Annotated in this window: 26 protein-coding genes; 14 read left to right on the forward strand and 12 right to left on the reverse strand. The window is 71.8% G+C overall.

Annotated elements, in window-relative coordinates:
• Positions 1-2: 2 nt before the first annotated feature.
• A complete protein-coding gene (locus ABFX55_RS22830; RefSeq protein WP_346124049.1) occupies positions 3-1052 on the reverse strand; it encodes a Gfo/Idh/MocA family protein in 1050 nt (349 codons plus the stop codon).
• A gap of 46 nt (positions 1053-1098) precedes the next feature.
• Here ABFX55_RS22830 and ABFX55_RS22835 point away from each other — a divergent pair, with 46 nt between their 5' ends.
• The 5 genes from ABFX55_RS22835 to ABFX55_RS22855 all read left to right on the forward strand — a co-directional run bounded on the left by ABFX55_RS22835 (position 1099) and on the right by ABFX55_RS22855 (position 8306).
• Positions 1099-1911 (forward strand): glycoside hydrolase family protein, encoded by an 813-nt coding sequence (locus tag ABFX55_RS22835; protein ID WP_346124051.1) that lies wholly within the window; start codon positions 1099-1101, stop codon positions 1909-1911.
• Positions 1912-2030: 119 nt separating this feature from the next.
• The gene (locus ABFX55_RS22840; RefSeq protein WP_346124053.1) at positions 2031-6257 is read left to right on the forward strand and encodes a rhamnogalacturonan lyase family protein; all 4227 of its coding nucleotides are present in this window, start codon (positions 2031-2033) and stop codon (positions 6255-6257) included.
• A gap of 206 nt (positions 6258-6463) precedes the next feature.
• Positions 6464-6853 carry an STAS domain-containing protein gene (locus ABFX55_RS22845; protein WP_346124055.1) on the forward strand — a complete coding sequence of 130 codons (390 nt, stop codon included), beginning with the start codon at positions 6464-6466 and terminating at the stop codon, positions 6851-6853.
• 103 nt (positions 6854-6956) lie between these two features.
• Entirely contained in the window at positions 6957-7268 is a 312-nt protein-coding gene (locus ABFX55_RS22850) for a UBP-type zinc finger domain-containing protein (RefSeq protein WP_346124056.1), read from the forward strand.
• 78 nt (positions 7269-7346) lie between these two features.
• A complete protein-coding gene (locus ABFX55_RS22855) occupies positions 7347-8306 on the forward strand; it encodes a LysR family transcriptional regulator (protein ID WP_346124058.1) in 960 nt (319 codons plus the stop codon).
• A gap of 322 nt (positions 8307-8628) precedes the next feature.
• Here the strand turns inward: ABFX55_RS22855 and ABFX55_RS22860 are convergent, their stop codons facing one another.
• The gene (locus tag ABFX55_RS22860) at positions 8629-9261 is read right to left on the reverse strand and encodes a methyltransferase domain-containing protein (RefSeq protein WP_346124060.1); all 633 of its coding nucleotides are present in this window, start codon (positions 9259-9261) and stop codon (positions 8629-8631) included.
• Positions 9262-9407: 146 nt separating this feature from the next.
• The gene (locus ABFX55_RS22865; protein WP_346124061.1) at positions 9408-9599 is read right to left on the reverse strand and encodes a hypothetical protein; all 192 of its coding nucleotides are present in this window, start codon (positions 9597-9599) and stop codon (positions 9408-9410) included.
• A gap of 260 nt (positions 9600-9859) precedes the next feature.
• Between ABFX55_RS22865 and ABFX55_RS22870 the strand changes: the two genes are divergently transcribed.
• Genes ABFX55_RS22870 through ABFX55_RS22885 form a run of 4 tightly spaced genes read left to right on the forward strand, consistent with a single transcriptional unit; the run spans position 9860 to position 11990 of the window.
• Positions 9860-10357: a copper chaperone PCu(A)C gene (locus ABFX55_RS22870; protein WP_346124063.1), complete on the forward strand. Its 498-nt coding sequence runs from the start codon at positions 9860-9862 to the stop codon at positions 10355-10357.
• Positions 10358-10365: 8 nt separating this feature from the next.
• Positions 10366-10848: a metallophosphoesterase family protein gene (locus ABFX55_RS22875; RefSeq protein WP_183645705.1), complete on the forward strand. Its 483-nt coding sequence runs from the start codon at positions 10366-10368 to the stop codon at positions 10846-10848.
• A gap of 30 nt (positions 10849-10878) precedes the next feature.
• On the forward strand, positions 10879-11508 hold the full coding sequence (gene nfi, locus ABFX55_RS22880) for a deoxyribonuclease V (protein ID WP_346124065.1): 630 nt from the start codon (positions 10879-10881) through the stop codon (positions 11506-11508).
• A gap of 41 nt (positions 11509-11549) precedes the next feature.
• On the forward strand, positions 11550-11990 hold the full coding sequence (locus ABFX55_RS22885) for a group II truncated hemoglobin (protein WP_346124066.1): 441 nt from the start codon (positions 11550-11552) through the stop codon (positions 11988-11990).
• A 14-nt stretch (positions 11991-12004) separates the two neighbouring features.
• Here the strand turns inward: ABFX55_RS22885 and ABFX55_RS22890 are convergent, their stop codons facing one another.
• Together ABFX55_RS22890 and ABFX55_RS22895 are read right to left on the reverse strand one after the other, a co-directional pair.
• Positions 12005-13468 carry a gamma-glutamyltransferase gene (locus ABFX55_RS22890; RefSeq protein WP_346124068.1) on the reverse strand — a complete coding sequence of 488 codons (1464 nt, stop codon included), beginning with the start codon at positions 13466-13468 and terminating at the stop codon, positions 12005-12007.
• A gap of 43 nt (positions 13469-13511) precedes the next feature.
• On the reverse strand, positions 13512-14966 hold the full coding sequence (locus tag ABFX55_RS22895) for an LLM class flavin-dependent oxidoreductase (RefSeq protein ID WP_346124070.1): 1455 nt from the start codon (positions 14964-14966) through the stop codon (positions 13512-13514).
• A 49-nt stretch (positions 14967-15015) separates the two neighbouring features.
• Here ABFX55_RS22895 and ABFX55_RS22900 point away from each other — a divergent pair, with 49 nt between their 5' ends.
• Positions 15016-15363 carry a winged helix-turn-helix transcriptional regulator gene (locus tag ABFX55_RS22900; protein WP_346124071.1) on the forward strand — a complete coding sequence of 116 codons (348 nt, stop codon included), beginning with the start codon at positions 15016-15018 and terminating at the stop codon, positions 15361-15363.
• Here the strand turns inward: ABFX55_RS22900 and ABFX55_RS22905 are convergent.
• Complete coding sequence (locus ABFX55_RS22905; protein WP_346124073.1) at positions 15348-15956, reverse strand: hypothetical protein; 609 nt, start codon at positions 15954-15956, stop codon at positions 15348-15350. The two genes, ABFX55_RS22900 and ABFX55_RS22905, sit on opposite strands and share 16 nt — an antisense overlap.
• 54 nt (positions 15957-16010) lie before the next feature.
• On the opposite strand from ABFX55_RS22905, the gene ABFX55_RS22910 reads away from it, so the two are divergent.
• Together ABFX55_RS22910 and ABFX55_RS22915 are read left to right on the forward strand one after the other, a co-directional pair.
• Positions 16011-16451, forward strand: coding sequence for a nucleoside deaminase (locus tag ABFX55_RS22910; protein ID WP_346124075.1), 441 nt, complete (start codon positions 16011-16013; stop codon positions 16449-16451).
• A gap of 72 nt (positions 16452-16523) precedes the next feature.
• Positions 16524-17639 carry a hypothetical protein gene (locus ABFX55_RS22915; RefSeq protein WP_346124076.1) on the forward strand — a complete coding sequence of 372 codons (1116 nt, stop codon included), beginning with the start codon at positions 16524-16526 and terminating at the stop codon, positions 17637-17639.
• On the opposite strand, the gene ligD is transcribed toward ABFX55_RS22915, so the two are convergent.
• Positions 17636-18802, reverse strand: a complete 1167-nt coding sequence (gene ligD, locus ABFX55_RS22920) for a non-homologous end-joining DNA ligase (protein WP_346124078.1) — start codon at positions 18800-18802, stop codon at positions 17636-17638. The two genes, ABFX55_RS22915 and ligD, sit on opposite strands and share 4 nt — an antisense overlap.
• Positions 18803-18845: 43 nt before the next feature.
• Positions 18846-19589 (reverse strand): crotonase/enoyl-CoA hydratase family protein, encoded by a 744-nt coding sequence (locus tag ABFX55_RS22925; RefSeq protein ID WP_346124080.1) that lies wholly within the window; start codon positions 19587-19589, stop codon positions 18846-18848.
• Positions 19590-19741: 152 nt separating this feature from the next.
• On the opposite strand from ABFX55_RS22925, the gene ABFX55_RS22930 reads away from it, so the two are divergent.
• Entirely contained in the window at positions 19742-19957 is a 216-nt protein-coding gene (locus ABFX55_RS22930) for a helix-hairpin-helix domain-containing protein (RefSeq protein ID WP_183645715.1), read from the forward strand.
• Between the two features lie 37 nt (positions 19958-19994).
• Here the strand turns inward: ABFX55_RS22930 and ABFX55_RS22935 are convergent, their stop codons facing one another.
• A complete protein-coding gene (locus ABFX55_RS22935; RefSeq protein WP_346124082.1) occupies positions 19995-20348 on the reverse strand; it encodes a VOC family protein in 354 nt (117 codons plus the stop codon).
• Positions 20349-20383: 35 nt separating this feature from the next.
• Positions 20384-22075, reverse strand: a complete 1692-nt coding sequence (locus ABFX55_RS22940) for an acyl-CoA dehydrogenase family protein (RefSeq protein WP_346124084.1) — start codon at positions 22073-22075, stop codon at positions 20384-20386.
• Positions 22076-22105: 30 nt separating this feature from the next.
• Here ABFX55_RS22940 and ABFX55_RS22945 point away from each other — a divergent pair, with 30 nt between their 5' ends.
• Complete coding sequence (locus ABFX55_RS22945) at positions 22106-22822, forward strand: PaaX family transcriptional regulator C-terminal domain-containing protein (protein ID WP_346118325.1); 717 nt, start codon at positions 22106-22108, stop codon at positions 22820-22822.
• A gap of 61 nt (positions 22823-22883) precedes the next feature.
• Here the strand turns inward: ABFX55_RS22945 and ABFX55_RS22950 are convergent, their stop codons facing one another.
• Complete coding sequence (locus tag ABFX55_RS22950) at positions 22884-23906, reverse strand: hypothetical protein (RefSeq protein WP_346118327.1); 1023 nt, start codon at positions 23904-23906, stop codon at positions 22884-22886.
• 63 nt (positions 23907-23969) lie between these two features.
• On the reverse strand, positions 23970-24953 hold a 984-nt coding region (locus ABFX55_RS22955), incomplete at its 5' end, for a glutamate-cysteine ligase family protein (protein WP_346124086.1).

The raw sequence follows: 24953 nt of genomic DNA on the forward strand, positions 1-24953 counted from the left end.
GGCTACCTGGCCTCCCACGGCGGGCCGATCTCCGAGAACAGGGCCAGCCTGTCGGCGCTCGAGGCCACCAGCTCGTCGACCCCCTGCACGACGCGACGCTCACCGACCAGCACGGAGGGGATGGGCAGCGGGTCGCGATCGGTCAGGATCGCGGCCATCACCTGGGTGAAGGCGCCGGTGCGGGCGAGCGGCACGAGCGGCTGCCCGCCCGAGACGAGGTTTTCCAGCAGGTCGTCGCGACCGTAGGAGACGACAGGGCCCTCACCCACGCGCACCTCGTCGCGGGTGTACCACAGCGTGATCCGGCCCCTGTCGCCGTGGACCCTGACGTACGGGTCGGACTCACGCTCGGCGCAGAGTGTCACCGCGACCGTGATGACCGTGCCACCCGTGGTGCGGACCCGCAGGCTGGAGGTGTCGTCGGCGTCGATGGGGTGGGCGCGGAACAGCTCGGCCTCGACCTCGGCCACCTCGCCCAGCCGCTCGGAGCCCGCCAGGCACAGCGCGGTCGCGATGCCGTGCGCGAACGGGTTCGTGAGCGCTCCGTCGCCCGCCTCACGCCGCCCCGCCCACGCGGCCCGCTCGTAGTAGCCGGGCTCGCGCGACCAGGTTCCCGTCACGCTGATGCCCCTGACCTGGCCGACGGCGCCGTCGGCGACGAGGCGGGCGACGGCGCTCACCGCGTGCGAGCCGAGGCTCTGGAAGGCGACCTGACAGGTCAGGCCGCTCTCGGCGACCGCGTCGGAGAGGCTCTCGAACTCCTCGACCGTGCGCACCGGCGGCTTCTCCAGCAGGACGTGGGAGCCGCGCGCCAGAGCGGTGCGGGCGAGGTCCGCGTGGGTGTGGATCGGGGTGGCGATGATCGTGACCTCCGCTCCGGTACGGCGCAGCAGCCAGTCGAGGTCGCTCGACTGCGGCACGCCGTCGAGATCGCCGTCGGCGTCCTCGAGAGGGACCAGGTCGCACACGCCCGCGAGCCGCAGGCCGAGACGGCGGATGTTCTGCAGGTGCCAGCGGCCGAACCCATGTGCCCCTGCGAGGACGACGTTCATGGGCCGATCGTAAACCTCCCGGCGTTTTCACGTTTTAATCATCGGCATGAGATATGTCGATCCGGTCCACGAGGGCCCCACCGATCCCACCGTCGTATGGAACCCGCGGGTCAGGGCGTGGTGGATGTTCTACACCAGCCGCCGGGCCAACGTCCCCGGCCTGCCAGGGGTGTCATGGGTGCACGGCACCCCCGTCGGCATCGCCACCTCCGCCGACGGGTTCGCCTGGGATCACCTGGGCCACGCGGTGATCGACGTGCCCGAGCCGACGCTCTGGGCGCCGGAGGTGATCGTGCACGAGGGGCTGGGCCACATGTTCCTGACCGTGGTGCCGGGCGTCTTCACCGACTGGGAGGCCGACCGCTCGATCGTCCACCTGGTCAGCGACGACCTGCGCCACTGGCGCGAGCCCCGGAGGCTGGAGCTGTCCAGCTCCAGGGTGCTCGACGCCTGCGTCCACCGGCTCGAGGACGGCACGTGGCGGCTCTGGTACAACGACGAGCCCTCGGGCAAGCAGACCTTCTTCGCCGACAGCCCCGATCTGCGCTCGTGGGCCGACCGCGGTCAGGCCGTCGGCGACCAGCCGGGCGAGGGCCCCAACGTCTTCAGGTGGCGCGGCTGCTACTGGATGGTCGTCGACGTCTGGGACGGCCTGGCCGTCTACCGCTCAGACGACGCGCTGACCTGGGCCAGGCAGCCGGGGACGATCCTGCGCGACGATCCGCGCGGCCACCACGCCGACGTGCTCGTCCGCGACGACCGCGCCCTCCTCTACTACTTCACCCCGACGGGCGAGCGGACCAGCGCGGTCGGGGTCGCGGAGCTGCGTCTGCGCGACGGGCGCCTCACCGCCCCTTGACAGGGTTGTGATCAAGCCGGAGGATCTGCTAAATCGTTTTAAAGAACGGGACCCCCCCAATGCGCCGAATCCGGGCAGTGACCACCGCTCTCGCCCTATTGTTGTTAACGCTAACACCGTTGCGGGCGGCCGCCGCGCCGTCCGCCTACTCCTTCGACTTCGGCACCGCGGGCAGCGCCGAACAGGCCGGTTACACGCGCGTCACCGACACGACCGCCTACAGCAGCGCGCAGGGCTACGGCTTCGCCGACCCCTCGGGGCTGTCCTCCACCGACCGGGGCACCGGCGACGCGCTGCGCTCCGACTTCGTGACCGCCACCGGCGCCACCTTCAGCGTGGACCTGCCCAACGGCGACTACACGGTCTCGCTCGTCGCGGGCGACGCGACCGAGGCGACCACCATCGCGATCGCCGCCGAGTCCATGGAGAAGGTCCAGGCGACGGCCAAGGCGGCGGGCGAGTACCTGGAGATGTCGTTCGGCATCGCCCTGGTGGACGGCAGGCTCGACCTGGTCTTCTCCGGCGCCGCACCGAAGATCAACGCACTGGTCGTGACCCGCCAGGCCGAACGCGGCCCGGGCACCATCCCGACCGCCTACCTCGCCGGTGACTCCACCGTCCAGACCTACGACCCCTACTGGGCGCCCGAGGCGGGCTGGGGCCAGATGGTCGAGCGCTTCTTCGGCACCGGCGTCGGATTCGACAACCACGCCATCGGCGGCCGGAGTTCCAGGAACTTCATCACCCAGGGCAGGCTGGACACGATCCTGCGCCAGATCAGGCCTGGCGACTACTTCCTGGTGCAGTTCGGCCACAACGACGCGACCGTCAGCGTCCCCGACCGGTACGCCTCTCCCGCCGACTACAAGGAGTACCTGCGGGTCTACGTCAACGGCGCGCGGCAGCGCGGCGCGACGCCGATCCTGGTGACGCCCGTCTCCCGGCTGGACCACAACCCGGTGACCGGCGCGTTCAACGTCTCCTTCCCCGAGTACGTGGCGAAGATGAAGGAGCTCGCCGCCGAGGAGAACGTCGCCCTGGTCGACCTGTCGGCGCTCAGCCGTGCCTACCTCGACTCCATCGGGCCTGAGGCGGCCAGGTCGGTGTTCCTGTACACCCCCGCGGGGGTGTACACCGCGTGGCCGAACGGCTCGGCCGACAACACGCACTTCCAGGAGTACGGCGCCATCCAGATGGCGCGCCTGGTCGCCGGCGCGGTCAAGGGCCTCGGGCTGCCGCTGTCCGCCCTGGTGAAGGAGGTCGAGCCGCCCGCCGCCGTACCCGCCAAGCCGACCGGCCTGGTCGCGGGCGGCATCTCCAACTCCGGCGCCGTGCTGAAGTGGGACGCCGTGGTGACCGCCGACATCTACCAGGTCTTCCGTAAGGGGACCGACGGCGCCTGGACGCTCGCCACGACGGCGACGATCCCCCAGGCCGCGCTCTCGGGCCTGGCCGAGGGCCGCTCCTACGACTTCCGCGTGGTGGCCGTGAACGGACGCGGCGACTCCGAGCCGTCCGACCCCGTGACGGTCACCACGCGTCAGGCGAAGTACCGCTACGACTTCGGCCCTGCCGCCTCGCCGGTCGCTGCCGGGTACACGCAGGTCACCCGCGCCACCCTCTACACGGCCGAGCTCGGCCACGGTCTCACCGACGCCACCGGAATGATCGACAGGGACAGGGGCGCGGGCCTTGACGACCTGGGCAGGGACTTCCTCGCCTACTTCAACGGCCGCTACGAGTTCAAGGTGGACCTGCCCAACGGGCTGTACGGGCTGAACGTGCACGTCGGCGACCTGCTGGGCTCGGCGCGCACCAACGTCTCGGCCGAGGGAGGCACGGCCGTCGCGCTCTCTGCCAACAGGAACGTCACGACCAGGGCCGTCACCGGTGTGAAGGTCACCGACGGCCAGCTGAACGTGGTGATCACCGGCGCGACGGGCCATCTCAACGGCCTGGAGATCACGCCGGTCCTGACCGCGCCCACCGCGTTGGCGGCCGGAGCCGTCACCTTCGAGGCGACCTCCGCCAGCGTCCCGCTGACCTGGCAGGAGGTCGACGGCGCGGCCGCCTACAACGTGTACAGGGCCGAGGAGGGCGACGCCTCCCCCACCCTGCTGAAGAAGGTGCGGGACGCCTCCCACACCGACGCCACCGCGCGGATCGGCGGCGTCTACACCTACACGGTGACCGCGCTCGACCCGACAGGCGAGGAGTCCGTGCCCTCCGCGACGGCGAGCGTCGCGACCGTGGACGGCACGACGCCGCCGCCCGGCACGCCGCAGGGGCTGCGGACGGGCAGGATCGCCAAGAACAGCGTGGCGCTGCGCTGGCGAGCGGTGCCTGACGCGCTGCTGTACCGGGTCTACCGGGCGGAGAAGGAGGCGGGCCCCTACACCGGGATCGGGACGACCGAGCGGGCCTCCTTCGACGACGACGGCGTGCTGACGACGATCCCCTTCCACTACCAGGTCGCGGCGGTGAACAGGGGCGGCGTGTCCGAGCGGTCGGCGGTCGTCGCCTCGCGGGCGGTCACCAGGCTGAAGCGGCAGATGGAGCGCCTGGACCGGGCTCCGGTCGCCGTGGCGACCGGAGCCGGTGTCTACATCGGCTGGCGGCTGCTCGGGCTGGACGAGGACGACCAGGTCTTCGACGTCTGGCGCGACGGCAGGAAGATCAGCAGGGTCAGGGGCGCCACCAACGTCCTCGACCCGCAGGGCAGTGCGCGCTCGCGCTACCGGGTGACGGCGGGGGACGGCGACTCCGCCGCCGAGTTCGGCGTGTGGAGCGCGCAGTACAGGGACCTCCCGCTGGACAAGCCCGCCGACGACTACACCAAGGACGGCCAGCCTCACTCCTACACCGCGGGCGACGCCTCCGTCGGCGACCTCGACGGGGACGGCCGCCACGAGGTGGTCCTGGTCTGGAACCCGACCAACGCCAAGGACAACTCGCAGTCCGGCTACACGGGCCTGGTGTACGTCGACGCCTACACCCTCGAAGGCAGGAGGCTGTGGCGCGTCTCGCTCGGCAGGAACATCCGCGCGGGCGCCCACTACACCCAACTCGTGGTCTACGACCTGGACGGCGACGGCAGGGCCGAGGTGCTCATGAAGACCGCCGACGGCACGGTCGACGCCTCGGGCAAGGCCGTCGGCAACCCCGGCAAGGACCACCGCAACTCCAGCGGCTACGTGCTGTCGGGCCCCGAGTACCTCACGGCCTTCGAGGGCGCGACGGGCAGGGCCGTCGACACGATCGACTACGTCCCCGCCCGCGGTGACGTGGCCTCATGGGGCGACGGCTACGGCAACAGGGTCGACCGCTTCCTCGCCGCCGTCGCCTACCTGGACGGCGAGCGCCCCTCCGCCGTCTTCACCCGCGGCTACTACACCAGGAGCGTCCTGGCCGCCTTCGACTTCGACGGCGAGAAGCTGAAGCGGCGCTGGGTGTTCGACTCGGCCGCGGCGGGTCCGCAGTGGGCGGGCCAGGGCAACCACAACCTGTCCGTGGCCGACGTGGACGGCGACCAGAAGGACGAGATCGTCTTCGGCTCCATGACGGTCGACGACGACGGCGAGGGCCTCTACAGCACCCGCCTCGGCCACGGCGACGCCCTCCACGTCAGCGACCTCGATCCGGGCAGGCCGGGACTCGAGGCGTTCGCCGCGCACGAGGACATGGGCAGCAGCGGCGGTCGCGGCGCGACCTTCAGGGACGCGGCCACGGGCCAGGTGCTGTGGGGGATGCCCGCCACGAGGGACACCGGCCGCGCCGCCGCCGGCGACATCGACCCTCGTCATCCGGGCGCGGAGGGCTGGGCGGTCACCACGACAGGCGAGTGGAACGCCCGCGAGGGCGAGCTGCGCTCCTCGGCGGGTGAGCTGATCGGGCAGGCCATCCCGCCGGCGAACTTCCTCGCCTGGTGGGACGGCGACCCGCTGCGCGAGATCGTCGACCACGACTACGACCCGGCCAGGGGCGTGGGCGTCGGCACGATCAGCAAGTGGGACTGGACGAGCGGCACGCCGAAACCGCTGCTCAAGGTGGAGGGCACCGCCTCGAACAACTCCACCAAGGGCACCCCCGCCCTCCAGGCGGACCTGTACGGAGACTGGCGGGAGGAGATCGTCTGGCGCACCCAGGACAGCTCAGCGCTGCGCATCCACACCACGGTCGATCTGACCGACGTGCGGCTGCGCACGCTGATGCACGACCCGGTCTACCGGCTCGGGGTGGCCTGGCAGAACATCGGCTACAACCAGCCGCCGCACCCCGGCTTCTTCATCGGGGCGGGCATGACCACACCTGCGGCGCCGCGCATCCGCTACACGCGAGCGCGCTGACCCGACCGGAGGAGACGGCTTCCGCACAGGGAGCCGTCCCCTCCAGCGCGGTTGGCCGCTCCAGAGATGAGCTCATCTGTTAGTGGCTGTTGCCGCGGGAGCGGCGCTGTTGCACGATCAGGTCACCGCCATGATCAGGCCGACAGCCTCCACGCGCTGCCTGGTCGTCGTGGTCACCTGCCCGGCGTGCTCCTGGAGGAGTCGGCATGGACCTCACGGACGACGCTCGCCCTCCTCACGCCTCCGTCCTCGACGCCGACGTGCCCGGCCGCGGGAACCTGCGGATCACCCGCCTGGGCGAACCGCAGGGACTCAGGATCGAGGGCGACCTCGACCACATCACCCTGCCCGCCCTGAGGCGGGCGCTGACGTCGCTCGGCCCCGGCGACATCGCCATCGATCTGAAGGGCCTGGCCTTCATCGACGTCGGAGGGCTGCGCGCCCTGATCACCGCCGCCGCCCTGCTCGACGACGGGCACGTGATGACCCTGTGGTCGGCGCCGCCCCAGGTGGAGCGCCTGCTCCTGCTCACCCGCTGGCACGAGAGCTCCCAGCCGCGGCTGGTCCTCCGATCCCCCGCCCATCGCCCCAGGTGATGGGGCTTGCTGGGATCGGCTGTTTCCCTCTCCCCGCCCATCGCGTTGACTGAGCGGTGATCAGGGACGCAGCTCGCGTCGCTGTCATGGTGAGGGGGCCGCGATGACCCTGGACGCGGCAGACGCGAACGTCACCGCCCGCGCCGGCCAGAACGGCCGGGCGCCGCGCTGCGATCACCTCGACCGGCTCTCCGCCGTGCGGCGTGGACTGCCCGAATGCAGGGAGTGCCTGGCACTCGGCTGGGCCTGGACGCGGCTGGTGGCCTGCCTGACCTGTGGGTGGGTGGCCTGCTCCGACGACTCGCCCGGCTGCCACGCACGGGCGCACTACCACGAGACCGACCATCCGGTGGTCGCGGCTCTCGAATCCGAACTGGCCTGGCGATGGTGCTACGTGCACGAAAGAATCGTGTGAGAGCACTCTCCCGATACGACCTACAGTGAGGGAAGGCAATCCACATCGGCGCTGCCCGGCTGGAGAGGGGTAGCGAACATGGAGTTACGCCAGCTCCGCTACTTCGTGACATTGGCCGAGGAGCTCCATTTCGGCCGGGCCTCGGCGCGCGAGCACATCGTGCAGTCGGCCCTGAGCCAGCAGATCCAGCGGCTCGAGCGCGAGCTGGGCGTGCGCCTGCTGAACCGCAGCACCCACCACGTCGAGCTCACCCCCTCGGGCGCCGCCCTGCTCGTCGAGGCCCGCCAGATTCTCGACCATGTCGCCAGAGCCGCGCACGCCGCGCGCAGCGCCTCCGTCTCCTCTCCCGCGCTGCGGGTCGGCATCATCGACGCCGGCTACGACTCCATGCCGCAGATCCTGCGCGACGTCCAGCGGCGCCATCCCGGCCTGACGATCCATCAGGTGGAGGCCAGCACGCCCGACCAGTACCGCCAGCTGGCCGACGGCCGCCTGGACATCGGGATCGGAAGAGCCTCCCAGACCCCGCCCCACGTCACCTCCGAGCTGATCCGCCTCGATCCGCTCGGCGTGCTGGTCCCCGACGACCATCCCTTCGCCGAGACGGACGGCGTGAGCGTGGCCCGCCTGGCCGACGAACCCCTCCTGCTCGGCGAGGACACCCAGACACCCGAGCTCAACCAGTTCGTCATCGAGCTGTGCCGCGCCGCCGGATTCACGCCCACGGTCTACGAGGGGACCGTCCAGAGCACCCGCGCGGCGGCCGACCTCGTCCTGCAGCACCGCTGCGTGCTCTGCGTCCCTTCCTCCTTCCGCAGCTCGAGCCGGCCGGGCACCGTGTGGCGGCCGCTGGTCGAACCCGCGACGCGCTTTCCGTGGTCGCTGCTCTGGCGCGCCGGCGAGCCGTCCGCTCAGGTCGCCGCCGTCATCGACAGCGCCAGACGGCTGGTCCGCAGGCTGGGCTGGCTGGCGGCCGGCGAGCGGCCGCCGGCGCGAGAGGAGCCGACGGCCGTCGGCTCCGGTGATGAGCCCGCCTGATGGGCTTTTCTGCTTTCACCGGTTTCCGCGCGGGCGCGCCCGGGATTGACTGGGGAACGGACGGCGACCTTCCTGGGAGGGGGACCGCCGGGGCACTCCGGCTGGAGAGACAGATCGACCGGATGATCCGATCTGCCGCCTCCGCCGAGTGTCCTGGCCGTGGACGCGCTGCGCCGGCGAACCGCGCCAGAGCCGGATCGTCTGCGTCTACGCCTCCTCTCCTCGGTGCCGCGATCCCGCCGGCGGAGCCACCTTCCCGTCGCCCGGCAGGTCGAGCGGGACGGAGATGGACAGGGCGTCGTCCACCCTGGCGACGAGGTCCTCAGCGGACCGCCCGGACGTAGTGGAGCAGGGGGCGCAGCTCTCCCGTCCCCTCGACGCGGAAGCCCGCCGCGGGGACGAGTTCGGCGAGCAGGTCGGGCATGCTCGGCCGTAGGGCGTGCCCGGCCACCACGCCGGCGAGGCGGGCCGCGAGCCGGTTGGCCGGTGGTCTCAACTCGACGATCAGCAGCCGTCCTCCGGGCCTCAGCACCCTGAACATCTCCCGCAGGGCGGTGCCGCGCGCCGCGGCCGGCAGGTGGTGGACGGCGAGGCAGGAGACGAGGACGTCGAAGCGGGCGTCGGGGAACGGCAGCGCCTGCGCCTCCCCCAGTACGTACGCGCACGTGCCGGGGGCGCGGGCCCTGGCGTGCTCGATCATGGGCTGGGCGACATCCAGGCCCGTGACGTGCCCCTCGGGACCGACCCTCCTGGCCAGCAGCCTGGTCAGGTAGCCGGTGCCGCATCCGACGTCCAGGACGTGATCGCCGCGGCGGGCTCCCGACAGGGCGACCAGCCGGATGGAGACCAGGCGGCGCCGTCCCGCGAAGCCGATCTCGGACACCATCTCGTACAGCCTCGGTCGGAGGATGGGACCGGCGCCGTCGGCGTGATCCGTGTGGTGATGGAGCTTCATGGCCCCACCTCTTCCCCTTTTCCCGACAAGGTCCCGGTTCTTGCGAGGAGGTCCGGGCGGCTCGCGTCGAGCCGATGAAGAGGAAGCCTCCTTACGGCGGGTTCGCCGTCAGTGGCGTCAGGCTCCCCTGGCGACGCCGCGGGCGCTCACCACTGGTCCTGCGGTAGCTCCACTCCCCCGACAGGGTCGTAGATGACGGTGTCGTCGGCCAGCCTGACGACCGCGACCCGCGTCGCGAGCCCCGCGTTCTCCAGCGCCCTCGCCGACTCCATCGCGTACTGCGCGAAGTGGTACTGGTCCCTGGTGCCGCTGAACGGCGCCAGGCGCTGACACAGCACCTCGTAGCGATCACCGGGCCAAGGGGGAGGTACATCCGCGGCACGCTGGTGCCGGGAGCCAACCGTCATCTCTCTCACCCCTGATGGTCTGTCTGTCGATGTCCTACCTTTGCAGATGATGTGGCTGTCCGGATAGGCGGGTGTCCCCTTCAGGCTCGCCGATCCCGGCTGACACCGCCCCGACCTGGCGAAACGCTGGTTACATGTGGCCGTGCCCGGGTAGCGCGGGTGGTCCGGCCCCGCGTGAATGGAGGTCTGCCGTGCAGACGCTGCGCGCCATCACGACCACCGTGCTGTGCCTCGCCCTCGCCACCGGCGCGTGTACGGGGGTGAGCAACGACTACGACGACGTGACCAGGTTCCATCACCCGCAGAACGAGGGGGCCAACGCCAGCGTGCACGGCCTGCATCTGCGCAACGCCTACCTGGTCGGCGGCGCGCCTGGCCAGCAGGCCCCCGCCGAGCTGCCCCTGTACGCGGTGCTGATCAGCAACCGCGCAGCGGCTGACAGGCTCGAGCGGATCACCGTCCAGGGCGGGTCCGTACAGCTGGCGGCCCCCGTCGAGCTGCCGCCGAACCAGCCCGTCGGCGTGGACAAGCCGATCGCCACCGTCTCGGGGCTGAGTACTCAGAGCTCGGTCCCGATGACGTTCACCTTCAGCGGGGCGGGTGACGTGCGGGTGCAGGTGCCGGTGAAGGAGCGGGTGGGACAGTTCTCCAGCGTCGCTCCGTCGGCGAGCCCTTCCCCGACGCCCTGAGGGCTTCGATGCGCGTCACCGTCCTGTCCGACACGCACGCGCCGCGCCGGTGGCGGTCGTGCCCGCCGAGGGTGGCCGCGCACCTGCGCGGGGCCGACCTGATCCTGCACGCGGGGGACGTGTGCGTGCCCTCCGTACTGGACGAGCTGGCGGCCTTCGCGCCCGTACACGTCGTCAAGGGCAACAACGACGGGCCCGACGTGGTGGCGCCGGAGACTCTCCAGCTGGAGCTGGACGGGCTGCGCGTGGCGATGATCCACGACAGCGGACCCTTGGCGGGCAGGGGCGTCAGGATGCGCCACCGCTTCCCCTGGGCCGAGCTGGTGGTCTTCGGGCACTCCCACATCCCGATGGACGAGCAGGCCGAGGGCGTGCGGCTGTTCAACCCCGGCTCGCCCACCGACCGCCGCCGCCAGCCGCACGGGACGGTGGGGCTGCTCACCATCGAGCGGGGCGCGCTCGTGGAGGCGCGGATCGTGCCGGTCACCTGAGCGCGGCCCGTCCTGTTGGATAGAGGTGTGATGTCCATCGAGGAGGCAGAGGCCGAGCAGGAGCGGCTGCGCCCGCTGGTCGACCTGGACGATCCGGGGCCCGAGCGGGTGGAGTTCGTGGCCGGGCTCGACGTCGGCTACGGCGGCGACGACGAGGTGACGGGGGCCGTGGTCGTGCTGAGGTCCGGCACGCTGGAGATCGTCGACCAGGTGGCCGTCCGTCAGCGCGCCGGCTTCCCCTACGTGCCCGGCCTGTTCGCCTTCAGGGAGCTGCCGCCGCTGCTGGCCGCCATGGAGAGGCTGAGCGTGCCGCCCGACCTGCTGGTCTGCGACGGGTACGGCCTGGCCCACCCCCGCCGCTTCGGCCTGGCCTGCCACCTCGGGGTGCTGACGGGGCTGCCGACGATCGGCGTCGCGAAGACCGCCTTCGTCGGACGGCACGACGACCCGCCCGCCGCACGCGGGTCGTGGAGCCCGATCCTGCTCGACGGCGACGTGGTCGGCCGCGCGCTGCGCACCCGCGAAGGGGTGAAGCCCGTCTTCGTCTCGCAGGGCCACCGCGTCAGCCTCGACAACGCCTGCTCACACGTGCTGCGACTGTCGCCGGACTTCAGGCTGCCCGAGCCGATCAGAGCGGCGGACCGGCTGTCGCGCTCGTGACCCCACTGGACAGCCGCGCTGACGGCAGTGATGGTGGTTCCATGACGAGTCTCTACTCGCACGCGGGCGGCCACGAGGCGTTGCACCGGCTCGAGGAGATCTTCTACGAGAAGGTGCTCGCCGACCCTCTGCTCAAGACGCTGTTCCCCGAGCGCAGGGCGACCCACGTCGACCATCTGACCTGGTTCACGGCCGAGTCCTTCGGCGGGCCCGACCGCTTCACGCGCGAGCTGGGCTTCCGGCACCTCATCGGCGTGCACCGGCATCTCGACATCACCGAGGAGCAGCGGCAGCGCTTCGTGGAGCTCTACATGGACTCCTTCGACGAGGCGGGGATGCCGGGCGACGAGCCGTTCCGCGAGGCCGTACGCGAGCATCTGGAGTTCGGTTCCAGGGTCGCGCAGCAGAACTCCCGCGCGGCCACCGACGACGAGCTCCACCCACTGCGCGAGGTGCCGCTCTGGACGTGGCAGGACTCCTAGCCCGCCCCGGTGCGTCACCGGTGGACCACGCTCGCCCTTCCGTCGCTGCGCGGGTCGCTGCCCGCGGCGAAGGGGTCGGCCGCGACCACCTGGGCGTGTCCCACCCACTCCGAGCGAGGCGGAAGGGTCACCGTCGGCGCCCCCGAGGCGGCCAGCGCGGCCAGCTCCGTGTGGTCGGCCTCGGCGCTGACGGTGTCCTCCCGCTGCCCGACCTCGAGACCGCCGACCACGAAGCGCGGAGCGGCCACCGCGGCGGCGGGGTCGGCCCCTTCGAGCAGGCGCAGCAGCACCTGGGTGAGGATCTGCGGCTGGGCCTTGCCGCCCATCGTGCCCGCGACCCAGACCAGCCGTCCGTGCCTGGTGACCATGACGGGCATGAGGGTGTGGGCCGGCCGCTTGCCGGGGGCGATGACGTTGGGCGAGGCGGGGTCGAGGGAGAAGAACGAGCCCCTGTTGTGCAGCAGGACGCCGGTGGAGGGGTCGAGCACGCCCGAGCCGAAGCTGTGGAACAGGCTCTGGATCAGCGAGACCGCCCACCCTTCGCTGTCGGCCGCGACGACGGCGACGGTGTCGCCCGTGGCCCTGCCGGTGACGGCCGGTTCGGGCGAGGGGGTGAGCGCTCGGGCGGGGTCGAGGAGGGCGTCGACGTCCACCGGCACGAAGCGCGGGTCGGCCAGGTGCGCGTTCCTGTCGGCGATGCCGCGGTGGAAGGCCAGAGGGAGCGGCTCGGTGGCGGCGAGGGCCTGCAGGAGCAGGAAGCCGTGGGTGTTGGGCGGGCTGGTGTGCACGTCGTGGCCACGCAGGGGACGGCTCAGCGGCGCGGTGCGCTCCACCTCGAAGGCGGCGAGGTCGGCCAGGGCGAGCACGCCCGAGAGGCGACGGCCGAGCGGCCCGCCGTACAGGGTGGAGGGGCCGTGGGCGGCCAAGTCGGCCAGCGTGGCGGCCAGCGCGGGCTGGCGCAGGGTGTCGTTCTCGGTCAGCGGCCTGCCGTTAGGGCTGAAGACCTCACGCATGCCGGGGTCGGCGGCGATCAGCTCGGCCGCCTCCGCGATCGCCTCGGCCAGTCCGGGGACGACCGGGGTGGCGTCGGCGTGCCGTACGGCGGCCTCGAAGCAGGCGCTCCACTCCAGCGCCGCGCCCGCCTCGTGCAGCGCGGCCCATCCCGCGACGGCGCCCGGCACCGTGATCGTGTCGGGCCCCGTGACGGGCATCAGGGCGCCGTGCCTGGCCGCGAGCGCGGCGCGGTCCGCCTTGGCCGGGGCGGGGCCGCTGGCGTTGACGCAGGTGATGCGGCCCTCGGGGTCGCGCACGAGCGCGATCAGGTCGCCGCCGACGGAGGTGTTGTGCGGGTAGACGACGCTCAGCGTGGTGGCCGCCGCCAGCGCGGCGTCGAGCGCGTTGCCGCCGTTCGCGACCGCCTCCTCGGCGGCGGTCGTGGCCAGGGCGTGAGGGGTCGCGACGGCACAGGTGTAGGTCATCCGCTCATCGTGCCCGGCCCGTCGGGGCGGCTCCGCGCCGGGGTCAGATGTCGAGGTCGAGCCTGGCGATCGGCTCGACCAGCTCCTCCTCCTCGTAGGCGAGGTGGGACAGCAGGGCCTCCGACAGCACGTCGAGGCGCTCGCGCACGCCGTCGATGGCGTCGGCGTCCTCGACCATGGCCACGAGCGCCGCGTCGAGGCCGGTCAACAGCTCCGCGATGACCTCGTGCTCCTCCTGGAGCCGGTCGACGACCGGCGCGAGCGACGCCTGCGCGCTCCTGAGCGCGGGGAACATCCGCTCGTCCTCGATCGTGTGGTGCACGGTCAGGATCCTGCAGTAGGAGGCGCAGAAGCTGCCGAGGGTCCAGTAGTTCTGCCGCATCGTGAGCCGGCTGATCATCGAGCGGAGCGCCGCCACCTGGCCGCGGCCCGCGGCGACCTGCTCGACGGCGTCGCGAATCTGCGCCAGCTCCTGGCGCAGCTGGTCGTGGATCATCACCAGGTGCAGGCCGCGCTCCTGCTGGGCGGCCGGCAGCGCGGCCAGGTCACGCTTGGGCAGCCTGGGCCTGGTCGACTCGTCCAGCGGCCCCCGCGCCGCCGGATGGAAGGCCCGCGGCCGCTCACGGCCCACCGCCTGCCTGACGGCGGGTGCGACCTCCTCGGCGAAGATCTTGAGGTCGCGCTCCTCGCCCGGCGCCATGACGAAGACGCTCATGCCGTACGCGTGGGCCAGCTCGGTGAGCTGCTCGGCCCACAGGGAGGGCGGCCCCTGGAGGAAGCCCTTGCCCGCGAGCGCAGAGAAGCGGCCGCTGACGTTGTAGACGCGGCGGATCAGCCCGGGGTCGCGCCCCGCCTCCTCGGCGGCGCGGTCGACGACGGCGCTCATCGCGGCCAGCTCGGACGGCGCGGCGTAGGCGGAGGAGGGCACCCAGCCGTCGCCCGCGCGCCCGGTCAGCTCCAGCATGCGCCGCTTGTAGGCGCCGATCCACACGCCGATCGGGTGCGGGGGGAAGGGGCCGGGAAGCGCGCCCCGCAGGCGGTAGTGCTCGCCGTCGAAGGCGACAGGCTCTCCAGGCGTCCACAGCGCCCGCAGCACCTCGATGCTCTCCTCGAGCGCGGCCACCGCCTGCCCCGGCGTACGGCGCTCGCCGCCCATCGCGGCGATGCCGTCCCAGAAGGCGCCGGAGCCGACACCCAGCTCCAGCCTGCCGCCGCTGAGGATGTCGAGGCTGGCGGCGGCCCTGGCCAGCACGGCGGGCGGACGGAGGGGCACACTGGCCACGTCGGGGAAGAATCTGATGTGCTGGGTTCTGGCCGCGAGGACCGACAGCAGCGTCCAGGTGTCGAGGAAGGAGGGCTGGTAGGGATGGTCCTGCACCCCGATGATGTCCAGGCCGAGATCCTCCGCGAGCACGGCCTGGCGCACGAGCGGGTGCGCGTCCTTCGCCGCGGGCGTCAGGAACGCGCCGAACCACAGGTCATGCCGGAAATCAGCCATAAGCCCCACAATACATAAGTGGCTTACGAAGGGTAAGTAGAGGAGCCCGATGTCCTTCCCCGAGGCGCTCAGCCGGCACTGCCCGCAGTTCCAGGTCGCGATCGAGCTGGTCGGGCGCAGGTGGAACGGCGTCATCCTGCTGGCGCTCGCCAGGGGCGCCACGCGCTACGGCGAGCTGCGCGACGACGTCCCCGGCCTGTCGGAGCGGCTGCTCGCCCAGCGCCTTCGCGAGCTGGAGGAGGCGGGGGTGGTGGCCCGCGAGGTGACGCCGACCACGCCCGTCCAGATCCGCTACACGCTCACCGAGAGCGGCGCGGCCCTGGTCGAGGCGATGCGCCCGCTGATGGCGTGGGCCGACCGGTGGGCGGCCCCGCCCGCGGATCAGTCGGCGACGTAGCCGATCGAGCGCACCTCGTAGCCTCGCGCCTTCGAGCCCTTGACGTGCATCAGCATCGCGCCGCCCTCGTAGGACCAGGCACAGACGCTCGCCTGGCAGCCCTGGAAGGTGTACGGCACGCCCTTGGGGTCCCACTTCACCCTGAAGATCGTCTTGACCGCGGCCGCGCTCGCGACCTCCCTGCCCTGGTCGCGGTCACCCTTGTGCCAGGCGTCGAGCAGATGCTTGGCGACGGCGGCCTTCGACAGGTGGCGCGAGGTATAGACCTTCGTCACCTTGGCGCCCGAGACGATCATCAGCAGGCCGTTGAGCTCGCCCGGCACGCGCACGCTGGTGTGCGTGAACCGGCAGGCGCCGCCCACGCATCCTGCGAACCTGTCGGGCGCCCTGAACGGGTAGGCGAACAGGGCGTTCACCGCGGCGGGCGTGGCGAGCTTCGCCGCGGCGCTCCTGTCCGCGCGCAGCCACGCGTCGAACAGCTTCTTGGCGGTGGCGGGCGGCTTCGGTGCCGCGGCGTGGGCCGCGGCGGCGGGGAGCGTCAAGGTCGCGGCCGCCGCTGCGGCGGCCACTCCGGTCAACCAGCGTCTGGACACGCGCCAAAGGTAGGCTCACGGGCTTGCACGCCGGTTGCAGCCTAGGGTGGCCTGATGGACTTCCTGGAGATCGCCGTCGAGCAGGCCAGGCTCGGCCTGTCCGAGGGCGGGGTGCCGGTGGGCGCGGCGCTGGTGGCCGACGGCGAGGTGCTGGGCGCGGGACGCAACCGCAGGGTGCAGGAGGGCAGCGTCATCCGCCACGGCGAGACCGACGCGCTGGAGCGGGCAGGGCGCAGGCCCGCGCAGGTCTACCGGCGCGCGACCATGTACACCACGCTGTCGCCCTGCGCGATGTGCACGGGGGCGATCCTGCTCTACGAGATCCCCCGGGTGGTGATCGGCGAGAACCGCACCTTCATGGGGCGCGAGGACCTTCTGCTCGCGCACGGGGTGGAGGTCGTGGTGGCCGACTCGGCCGAGTGCCGCTCGCTCATGGCGGCCTTCATCGAACGCTGGCCGGAGGTGTGGAACGAGGACATCGGCCAGCCGTCCTGACGTGGCCGAGCGTGACCGTCCGGTTACCGAAAATCACCTCAAGCCGGTACGGCGCGCGGCTAAGGTCGCCCCATGGATCTACTCGCGCGTGCCGCGGAGCTGAAACCCGAGCTGCTGGAGTTCGCGGTGTCAGGCAGGTTCACCAGGGAGCTCGGCCTGGTGTACAGCCGATTCTTCCCCGACGGGGTGGTCACGGACGAGGCGACCTCCGCGCTCGCGCTCGACCACTTCGCGCTGGAGTACCGTCTGCCGGGCGGCGACCTGCTGATCGACAGGTTCCTGGCCGAGCGGCCCGAACTGCACGAGGCCGAGCGGGCGATGGTGCTCGGCTGGAAGGACGTCGTCGAGGGCATCTTCGAGGTCCGCACCGTCGCGGGCCCCGCGCTCATCCTGCACAACCTGATCGACGAGCTCACCTACACCGCCCACTCCGACCTGGGCGAGGACGCCTTCGAGGCGCTCGACCCCGGCATGTTCATGGTCGGCAGGCTCATCCCCGTCACCTTCGACGACTGGATGATCAGCGCCACTCCCGCCGTCTACACCCCCGACGCGCGCAGGCAGCTGGTGCGGGCCGCGGCCGAGGCCGCGCTGCGGAACCCGTCCAGGGTGTTCCGCAACCCCGCCCTGCTGGCCGAGGCCTGGCAGATCCAGGCGGCGCAGCGGCGGCAGTTCAGCGAGCACTTCGGCTCCGACCTGGTCGTGATGCAGGGGGCCGAGGTCGCCGCCCGGATGGGCGCGTTCACCTCGATGAGCTTCCCCGACCATCTGGCGCAGGAGGAGACGGTCGCGCTGATCTTCGACGAGCGCGACGGGCTCGGCTATTACACCGACTTCGGCGCGGTGGAGGAGGCCTTCGCCGACCCCTCGCTGGTGACCAGGGCCCGCTACCGCGACGCGGTCAGCCGCTACCTGCGCGGCGACTCCGTCTCACCGGTGCCGATCAGGCGCCTGGCCGCCCGCGATCCCGAACGGGCAGGCAGGCTGTTCGCCACCCTGCTCGGCAGGCGCGGCTTCACCTGGCAGCTCGACGGCGAGGCGCTGCTGAGGGCGCACAAGCCCGGCTACTTCAGCTCTCCCAGGCTGCCGGCGTGCACGCCCGTGACGGCGGTCATCGCCGAGTTCGACCGCGACCTCGAACAGGAGCACGTCCAGGACCACGGGCACGACGCCGCGCAGCGGGTCTAGCCGGGCGGGCGCCAGTCCTCAGGCCACGGGTTGTAGTCGATCTCCAGCGCCTCCTGCTCGGGACGCAGGTCGGCGGGCACGTGCTGCAGGTTGACCCTGATGCGGTACCATACGCTGCTGCGGCCGCGCATGCCGTCCACCAGCACGTCGGCGGGTTCGAGGAACTCCACGACCGGCTGGTGGCGGGCCTTCCAGCGCTCGAGCCCGGCCAGCGCCTCGTCCTTGTGCTGCGCCCTCGCGATCTCGATCAGCGGCAGCTCGGTGCGCTCGGGCGGCGGCCCCTGCGACTCGGCCAGCTCGAGGAGGGGGGCCAGCGAGCCGGCGTGCAGATCCATGTCCTCCCACGGGTCGCCGAGCGCGGCGAACCTCTTGGGCACGGTGTCGATCGTGAACTCCTCGGGACGGCACCCTGGCACCTCGTCCCACGTCAGCGGCGTGGACACGCGGGCGTCACGGACGGGCCTGACCGAGTAGGCCGAGGCGACGGTGCGGTCGTAGGCGTTCTGGTTGTAGTCGACGAAGACGCCCTGCCTCTCCTCCTTCCACCATCTGCTGGTGGCCAGGTCGGGCGCGCGGCGCTCGACCTCGCGGGCGACGGCCTCGGCGGCCTGCCGTACCTGGGCGAAGGGCCAGTCGGGGGTGATGCGGGCATAGACGTGGAAGCCACGTGAGCCCGACGTCTTGGGCCAGGCCGTCAGGCCGTGGTCGGCGAGCACCTCACGAGCCACCTGCGCGGTCTCCACCACCTGGCCCCACGGCACCCCTGGCACCGGGTCGAGGTCGATGCGCAGCTCGTCGGGGTGGGCCAGATCGGCGGCGCGCACCGGATGCGGGTTGAGGTCGACGCAGCCGAGGTTGACCACCCACAGCAGCTGACGGACGTCGGTGACGACGACCTCCTCCGCGCTGCGTCCCGACCGGTAGCGCAGCTCGGCGACCTCGACCCAGGCGGGACGCTTGGCGGGAGCGCGCTTCTGGAAGAAGGCCTCCTGCTCGATGCCGTGCACGAACCGCTTGAGGATCATGGGTCGTCCGAAGACGCCACGCAGGGCACCGTCGGCGACAGCCTGGTAGTAGCGGATCAGGTCGAGCTTGGTCCGCCCGCCCTCTGGAAAGATCACCTTGTCCTGGCTGGTGATCGTCACACCGTCGATGTCCGGCATGTCCTCACCTTACGCGGCGCCCCCGACAAGATCCCTGAGCCCCTCAGGAGAAGTCGCCGTGGCGGCCGGCGCCCTCGGCGAAGCGGGCGGCGCCGTGCGCCGCCTCGCCGAGGGCGGCCACGCCGTGCCGCAGCTCGTTGCCCATCGCCTCCCGCTCCGGCAGGCCGAACTGCTCGAGCGCGGAGAGCCTGTCGCCTCGCATGCACGCCTGCGGGAACCTGGCCAGGTCGCTTGCGAGCGCCTCGGCCGCCTGGCGGGCCTGCCCCTCGGGGACGAGCCTGTTGGCCAGTCCCATGCGCAGCGCCTCGCCGGCGGGGACCGGCCTGCCGGTGAGGATCAGGTCCATGGCGTGGGACAGGCCGATGAGGCGCGGCAGCCGTACGGTGCCGCCGTCGATCAGGGGGACGCCCCAGCGGCGGCAGAAGACGCCGAAGACCGCGCTCTCCTCGGCCACCCGCAGGTCGCACCAGAGCGCGAGCTCCAGGCCTCCGGCCACCGCGTGGCCCGCGACGGCCGCGATGACCGGCTTGGACAGCCGCATCCTGGTCGGCCCCATCGGGCCGCCGCCCTCCTCGCCGACGTGGTTGTCGAGGCGCTTGAGATCGGCGCCGGCACAGAAGGTCCCGCCCTCGCCCCACAGGACGGCGACCGAGGCGTCAGACTCCTCGAACGCGGCGAACGCCTCGCTCAGCGCGTCCGCGGTCGCGCGGTCGACGGCGTTACGGGCCTCAGGGCGGGAGAGCACCACCGTGGTGACGGGGCCCTCCCTCTCGACGCGCACGGTCATCTGCATCTCCGTTCGTCCGGCCCGGCGCCTTCCCCCGGGCCAGCCGATCGTAGCCAGCGCCAGTGGCGGGGCGGCGCGGCTGCGCCGAGAGGGTGGGGTCATCTAGGCTCGCCGTGATCCAGGTCATCGGCTCGCGACCAGGGAGGGGCGAGATGGCGACTCACGATGCCGCGCAGCCGACGGAGTTCCCGCCGCGGATGGGCAAGGTGGCCCCTCGCGAGCTGGCCCTCAACGGCTACACCCGCTACGACCAGCTGACGAGCGTGACGCCCGCGCAGCTGCTTCGCATCCACGGCGTGGGGCCCAAGGCCATCAGGATCCTCGAGGAGGAGCTGGCGGCCAGGGGGCTCGCCTTCGCCGACTCCTGAGCCTCCGGCCTGTGCGGCGCGTGCGGATGCAGGTGGCTCAGGACTCGCCCACGCAGAACTCGTTGCCCTCAGGGTCGGCCATGACGATCCAGCGGTGACCGTGCTCCTCCACCTGGCCGCTCGTGAGCCGCCGGGCGCCGAGGGACTCCAGCCGGCCCGCCTCGGCCTCGATGTCGGCGGCCTCGATGTCCAGGTGCATGCGGTTCTTGCCGGTCCTGCCCTCCTTCACCTTCTGCAGGAGCAGACGCGGGCCGCCGCGGCCCGCAGGGAGCAGCATGACGTAGTCGCCCACGCCGCCGACCACGGAGTAACGGAGCGCCTCGGCCCAGAAGGGCGCGAGCGTGTCCGGGTCGGCGACATCGAGCACCAGACCGAAGCCGATTTCACTCATGACTGGCAACCTAGCTCAGAACGGCCCCGCCCAGATCAGAGCGTGACGGCTCCCGCGACAAGGTCGTCGAAGCGGTCCAGGTCCTCCGCCGGGCGGTCGAGGCCGCGCAGCGGGCCGTGGTCGGCCAGGTGGGCGTCGGCGTAGAGGCGGGCGACCAGGGCCTTGCGGTCGCCGTGCCCCGAGCGCTGCTCCCAGCCCGCCTGCTCGAGCAGCAGAGCCGCCGCGTAGACGTCCGCCATGAACTGGGCCAGCGGATACAGCCGCGCCTCCGCCGTGACAGGGTCGAGCGAGGACCAGACGGTGATCGCCTTGCGGAGGTCGTCGATCCTCCCGCGGACCAGGTCTCCCGAGCCGGGCGGGGCCTGCTCGACGGCCGCGGCCAGGCGCTCGAGGAACGGCTCGTGGGCCGCCTCCTTCAGCATCGCCCGCCGTACGTCCAGGCAGAGGATGTTGTCGCCGCCCTCCCAGATGGGGTTGACCTGGGCGTCGCGCAGCAGGCGGGCGACCGGCCACTGCTCGATGTAGCCGTTGCCGCCGTGGACCTCGATGGCGTCGCTGGCGGCGTGCACCCCCAGCCTGGCGGCGCGCAGCTTGACCAGCGCGGGGGCCAGGCGCAGCCGCGGGCCGAGATGTCCGTCGAAGACCAGCGCCTGGACGGCCTCGACCTCCACGATGAGCTCGGCCAGCTTGCGCCGCATGAGCGGCTGGTCGATCAGGCGCCGGCCGAAAGCCTCGCGCGCCGAGGCGTAGCAGAGGGACTCCACCAGCGCCCTGCGCGCGACACCGAGGCCCATCATGGCCACGCCGAGCCTGGAGGCGTTGGTGAGCTTCATCATCGTGCCGAGCCCCGAGCCCGACCCCGAGCCCGCGAGGAGGAAGGCCTCCGCCCCGGTGAACTCGACCTCGGCGGAGGCGACCGACCTGGTGCCGAGCTTGTCCTTCAGTCTCCTGATCCGTACGGCGTTGCGCGCGCCGTCCCTGCGCTCCCACAGCACGAGGAAGGGCGCCACGTCGCCCGAGGGGAGCCTGGCCAGCACCACGAACGCCGACCCGTTGGCGTTGGAGGCGAACCACTTGAGGCCCGTGAGGCTCCACGCCTGCCCGTCGGGCGTGGCCGAGGCCTCCAGCGCGGCCAGGTCGGAGCCGCCGGTCCGCTCGGTGAACATCTGGGCGGCCTCGCCGGAGTAGAAGCCGTTGGCGAAGATCGCGCGGACTCGTTCGAGGACGTCGGCGGGCGCGTGCTTCTCGGCGAGGGAGACCACCATGTCGCCGCCCGTGCCCAGCGCGCAGCCCATCCCGATGTCGGCCTGGTCGAGCAGGTAGGTCCAGGCGGCGCCCAGCGCGGCGGGGTCGGCGCCGTTGTCCTTCGCGGTGGCGGCGAAGTCAGGTGAGGTGAAGTTGTCGGCCATGAGCTTCTCGCGAGCCGACGTGAACGACGGCGGCATGACGACCTGGCTGACGTCGCGGCCCCATCTGTCGTACTTCTCCAGGCGGGGCGGGTTGCGGTCGGTCTCCTCCGCGTAGGCGGCGATCGGCCCGCCCATCAGCGCGCCGAGGCGGGACAGGTGGGGCTCGGCCCAGCTGTAGCCCTCTCCGAGGTGACGGCGCATCAGCAACTGCAGCGAGGGGTCGCTCGTCCACCAGTTGCGGCCCGCGGCTCCCTGGTAGCGCGCGGTGTCGTAGCGGCCGCTCGGGCCGTCCACGGGTTCGATCAGATAGCTCGCCATTCTCGGAGTGTTACATATAATCAACACACGATGGAAGACCGTAATACTCTCACCGCCCGCTCCGCCGTCCTGAGCGCGCTGCTCGGCAGCCACCCTCCGCGCCTGCCGAGCAGGGCTCTCGTGCGCGTGGGGGAGGTGTTCGGCATCGCGGAGGGCACCGTGCGGGTGGCGCTGTCCCGCATGGTCGCCGCCGGCGACCTGGTGCAGGACGACGGGCGCTACGAGCTGTCCGAGCGACTGCGCGAGCGGCAGGCCAGGCAGGACGAGAGCCGCTCCCCGCACACCAGGCCGTGGGACGGCACGTGGGAGATCGCGATCGTGACGGCCGAGCGGCGCGCGCCGTCCGACAGGGCGGCCCTGCGGCACACCATGACGGCGCTGCGCCTGGCCGAGCTGCGGGAGGGCACCTGGCTGCGTCCCGCCAACCTGATCAGACGGTGGCCGGAGATCGTCACCGCCCAGTGCACGCTCGTCGACGGGCGGCCGAGGGAGGATCCGACGGCGCTGCTGTGGGACCTCGACGGGTGGGCGGCCGAGGCGGGCAGGCTGGAGCGGGCTCTCGGCCAGGCAGAAGGGCTGGCCGAGGGGTTCCTGGTGTCGGCGGCGGTGCTGCGGCACCTGCTGGCCGACCCGCTGCTGCCTGCCGAACTGCTGCCGGAGGACTGGCCGGGGGCGCGGCTACGGGCCCGCTACGACGACTTCGACCGCGACTACCGCAGGGCGCTGCAGGTCCACCTCAACGGCTGACCCCTGCCCTCCCCGCGCTGACCCGCTTCTCGCGGGAGCGATCGGAAGAATAGCCCGGAGGTCAGAGGTCGACGCCGAAGATGACTCTGCGGTTCCTGAACTCGGTGACGCTCCACAGCCGCTTCCCCGAGACCGTCAGGTCCTCGGGCCCGACGGGGAACGCCCTGACCGACACCTTGCCGCCCGACTCCACGACGAGCCTGCCGTTCGAGCGGGCGTCGACGGTCTGGCTGAGGTACCACTTCCCGCCGTGCGACACCGCCCCCTGGATCTTGGCCTGCCCCATCGTGTACGCGTCGACCGGCACCCCGTCGGTCAGGTCGAGGGCCCACCTGGCCACCCTGCCGGTCGGCGCCTCGCCCACGTACTCGCCGGAGATCAGCGTGTGCGGGCTGGTGCTGCGGTCGACCGCGACGAAGGAGAAGTGCGCCCCCGGCGTGACGACCCGCCAGAAGTCGGTCTGCGGGATCACGTACCGGTAGCCGAAGGCGTGGAACCTGCCCTCCGACCGGCCGACCCGCGCCCCGTCGCCCAGGTCGCTCTGGACCGTCCGCAGGTCGAGGATCTTGCCGACGTCGAAGACGCGCAGGCCGCGCTTGGTGTCGGCGACGTACAGGTGCTCGCCGTACCACGCGATCCCGCCCGCGTGGATGTTGATCGGGGTGTAGGAGCCGTCCGGCCTGGCCTCCACGAGCAGCGCGTGCTGGTAGCGCAGGGTCTGCGGGCTCAGGAACGTCACCCTGATGCCCCGCTCGGCCACGGGGGGCAGGGGCTTGAAGTACCAGCTGGCGACGAAGGCCGGCACCCCCGCGGAGCCCGCGTCCTCGGAGCAGGTCAGGCCCTGCGGGTACCAGTCGGGGGTGTCGTTGTCCTTCTCGTCGAAGGCGTACCACTCGTGCGGCCTCGGCCGCATGGTGCCGAACGCGGTGGGCGCCCCCTTGCGCACCGCCTTCCTGTTGGCCTGGGCCAGCACCGCTTCCACGGACGCGGCGCCGAGGTCGGCGGCGAGCTTGTCGGCGCCCTCGGCCAGCGTCCCCGTCGCCCGTCTCAGCGTGAAAGCGGCCTTGTCCGCAGGAAGCATCATCTTTGCCCTCGCTTTACCCCGTCTTTGGGATAGTTTGACGGGCGAAAGGGGCTTCTGGTTCGGTTATCGCCACATGTGCACGGGCAATCCCGTCAGCGCGTTCTCGTGATACCTGCGCACCAGCGCCTCACTGTCTCCTCCCAGCTCGGCCAGCGTCTCCCGCTGCCAGACCGCTCCCGTACGGCCCAGCCGTACGCGCTGGGCGATGACGTCGAGGTCGGCGTCGGCGGGGTCGACGCCCGCCCTCAGCAACGCCGCCTTCGCCTCGGGCAGCAGCGACAGCACCAGGTCGGAGGCGAGCACCTCCTGCCCCTCCCAGGTGAGCTTGGTCTGCAGTCCACGCATGGCGGCGCGGTAGAAGTTCTGGTAGGCGTCGCCGAAGGGCAGCTCCGTCAGGTCCCTCTCGGCCAGCGCCAGCGTGAGGCCGAGCAGGAAGGCGGTGTTGGCGGCCATGTCGGCGCAGGTGGGCCCGGCGGGAAGGGCGCGGAACTCGATGCGGAGGTGGCCGCCGTCGGCCGGGTCGAAGACAGGCCTGTTCCACTGCCAGATCGTGCCCAGGTGCAGCCGCAGCTCGGGCAGCTCGCCCTCGTCCGACAGCGCGGGGATGACCGGCTCGTAGTCGCGCACGTACCGCTCGAACAGCTCGAAGGCGCCCGAGCGCACCCAGTCGGAGCCGAAGGTGACGCGGCCGTCCCTGCGGAAGCGGCGTTCGACGTCACGGTCGTCCGAAGCCTCCTCGAACAGCGCGATCCTCGTCTCCTCCCACAGCTGCCTGCCCAGGAACAGGGGCGAGTTGCCGCTCGCGGCCAGCACGGGACCGATCGCCAGCTGGGCGGCGTTGTAGAGCCTGGCGAATTCGGAGGCGGGCGTGCGCAGGTGGACCTGCCACGAGGTGTTGGCCGCCTCCAGGATGATGTCCTCCACCTCCAGCTCGAGCTCGTCGATCTGGACGATGAACGGCTCGAGCCGCAGCCTGCGCATGCCTCTGGCCATCGCGCGGTAGCGCGCCTCGTCGCTGATCGCGGCATGGGTGAAGTCGCCCGTGCC

The organism is Nonomuraea roseola (assembly GCF_039535395.1).
GTDB lineage: Bacteria > Actinomycetota > Actinomycetes > Streptosporangiales > Streptosporangiaceae > Nonomuraea > Nonomuraea roseola.

Coding starts and splice junctions, on each gene's coding strand:
- ABFX55_RS22830 (WP_346124049.1), bottom strand. CDS start 1,052: ATGAACGTCGTCCTCGCAGGGGCACATGGGTTCGGCCGCTGGCACCTG.
- ABFX55_RS22835 (WP_346124051.1), top strand. CDS start 1,099: ATGAGATATGTCGATCCGGTCCACGAGGGCCCCACCGATCCCACCGTC.
- ABFX55_RS22845 (WP_346124055.1), top strand. CDS start 6,464: ATGGACCTCACGGACGACGCTCGCCCTCCTCACGCCTCCGTCCTCGAC.
- ABFX55_RS22850 (WP_346124056.1), top strand. CDS start 6,957: ATGACCCTGGACGCGGCAGACGCGAACGTCACCGCCCGCGCCGGCCAG.
- ABFX55_RS22855 (WP_346124058.1), top strand. CDS start 7,347: ATGGAGTTACGCCAGCTCCGCTACTTCGTGACATTGGCCGAGGAGCTC.
- ABFX55_RS22860 (WP_346124060.1), bottom strand. CDS start 9,261: ATGAAGCTCCATCACCACACGGATCACGCCGACGGCGCCGGTCCCATC.
- ABFX55_RS22875 (WP_183645705.1), top strand. CDS start 10,366: ATGCGCGTCACCGTCCTGTCCGACACGCACGCGCCGCGCCGGTGGCGG.
- nfi (WP_346124065.1), top strand. CDS start 10,879: ATGTCCATCGAGGAGGCAGAGGCCGAGCAGGAGCGGCTGCGCCCGCTG.
- ABFX55_RS22885 (WP_346124066.1), top strand. CDS start 11,550: ATGACGAGTCTCTACTCGCACGCGGGCGGCCACGAGGCGTTGCACCGG.
- ABFX55_RS22890 (WP_346124068.1), bottom strand. CDS start 13,468: ATGACCTACACCTGTGCCGTCGCGACCCCTCACGCCCTGGCCACGACC.
- ABFX55_RS22895 (WP_346124070.1), bottom strand. CDS start 14,966: ATGGCTGATTTCCGGCATGACCTGTGGTTCGGCGCGTTCCTGACGCCC.
- ABFX55_RS22900 (WP_346124071.1), top strand. CDS start 15,016: ATGTCCTTCCCCGAGGCGCTCAGCCGGCACTGCCCGCAGTTCCAGGTC.
- ABFX55_RS22910 (WP_346124075.1), top strand. CDS start 16,011: ATGGACTTCCTGGAGATCGCCGTCGAGCAGGCCAGGCTCGGCCTGTCC.
- ABFX55_RS22915 (WP_346124076.1), top strand. CDS start 16,524: ATGGATCTACTCGCGCGTGCCGCGGAGCTGAAACCCGAGCTGCTGGAG.
- ligD (WP_346124078.1), bottom strand. CDS start 18,802: ATGCCGGACATCGACGGTGTGACGATCACCAGCCAGGACAAGGTGATC.
- ABFX55_RS22925 (WP_346124080.1), bottom strand. CDS start 19,589: ATGACCGTGCGCGTCGAGAGGGAGGGCCCCGTCACCACGGTGGTGCTC.
- ABFX55_RS22930 (WP_183645715.1), top strand. CDS start 19,742: ATGGCGACTCACGATGCCGCGCAGCCGACGGAGTTCCCGCCGCGGATG.
- ABFX55_RS22935 (WP_346124082.1), bottom strand. CDS start 20,348: ATGAGTGAAATCGGCTTCGGTCTGGTGCTCGATGTCGCCGACCCGGAC.
- ABFX55_RS22940 (WP_346124084.1), bottom strand. CDS start 22,075: ATGGCGAGCTATCTGATCGAACCCGTGGACGGCCCGAGCGGCCGCTAC.
- ABFX55_RS22945 (WP_346118325.1), top strand. CDS start 22,106: ATGGAAGACCGTAATACTCTCACCGCCCGCTCCGCCGTCCTGAGCGCG.
- ABFX55_RS22950 (WP_346118327.1), bottom strand. CDS start 23,906: ATGATGCTTCCTGCGGACAAGGCCGCTTTCACGCTGAGACGGGCGACG.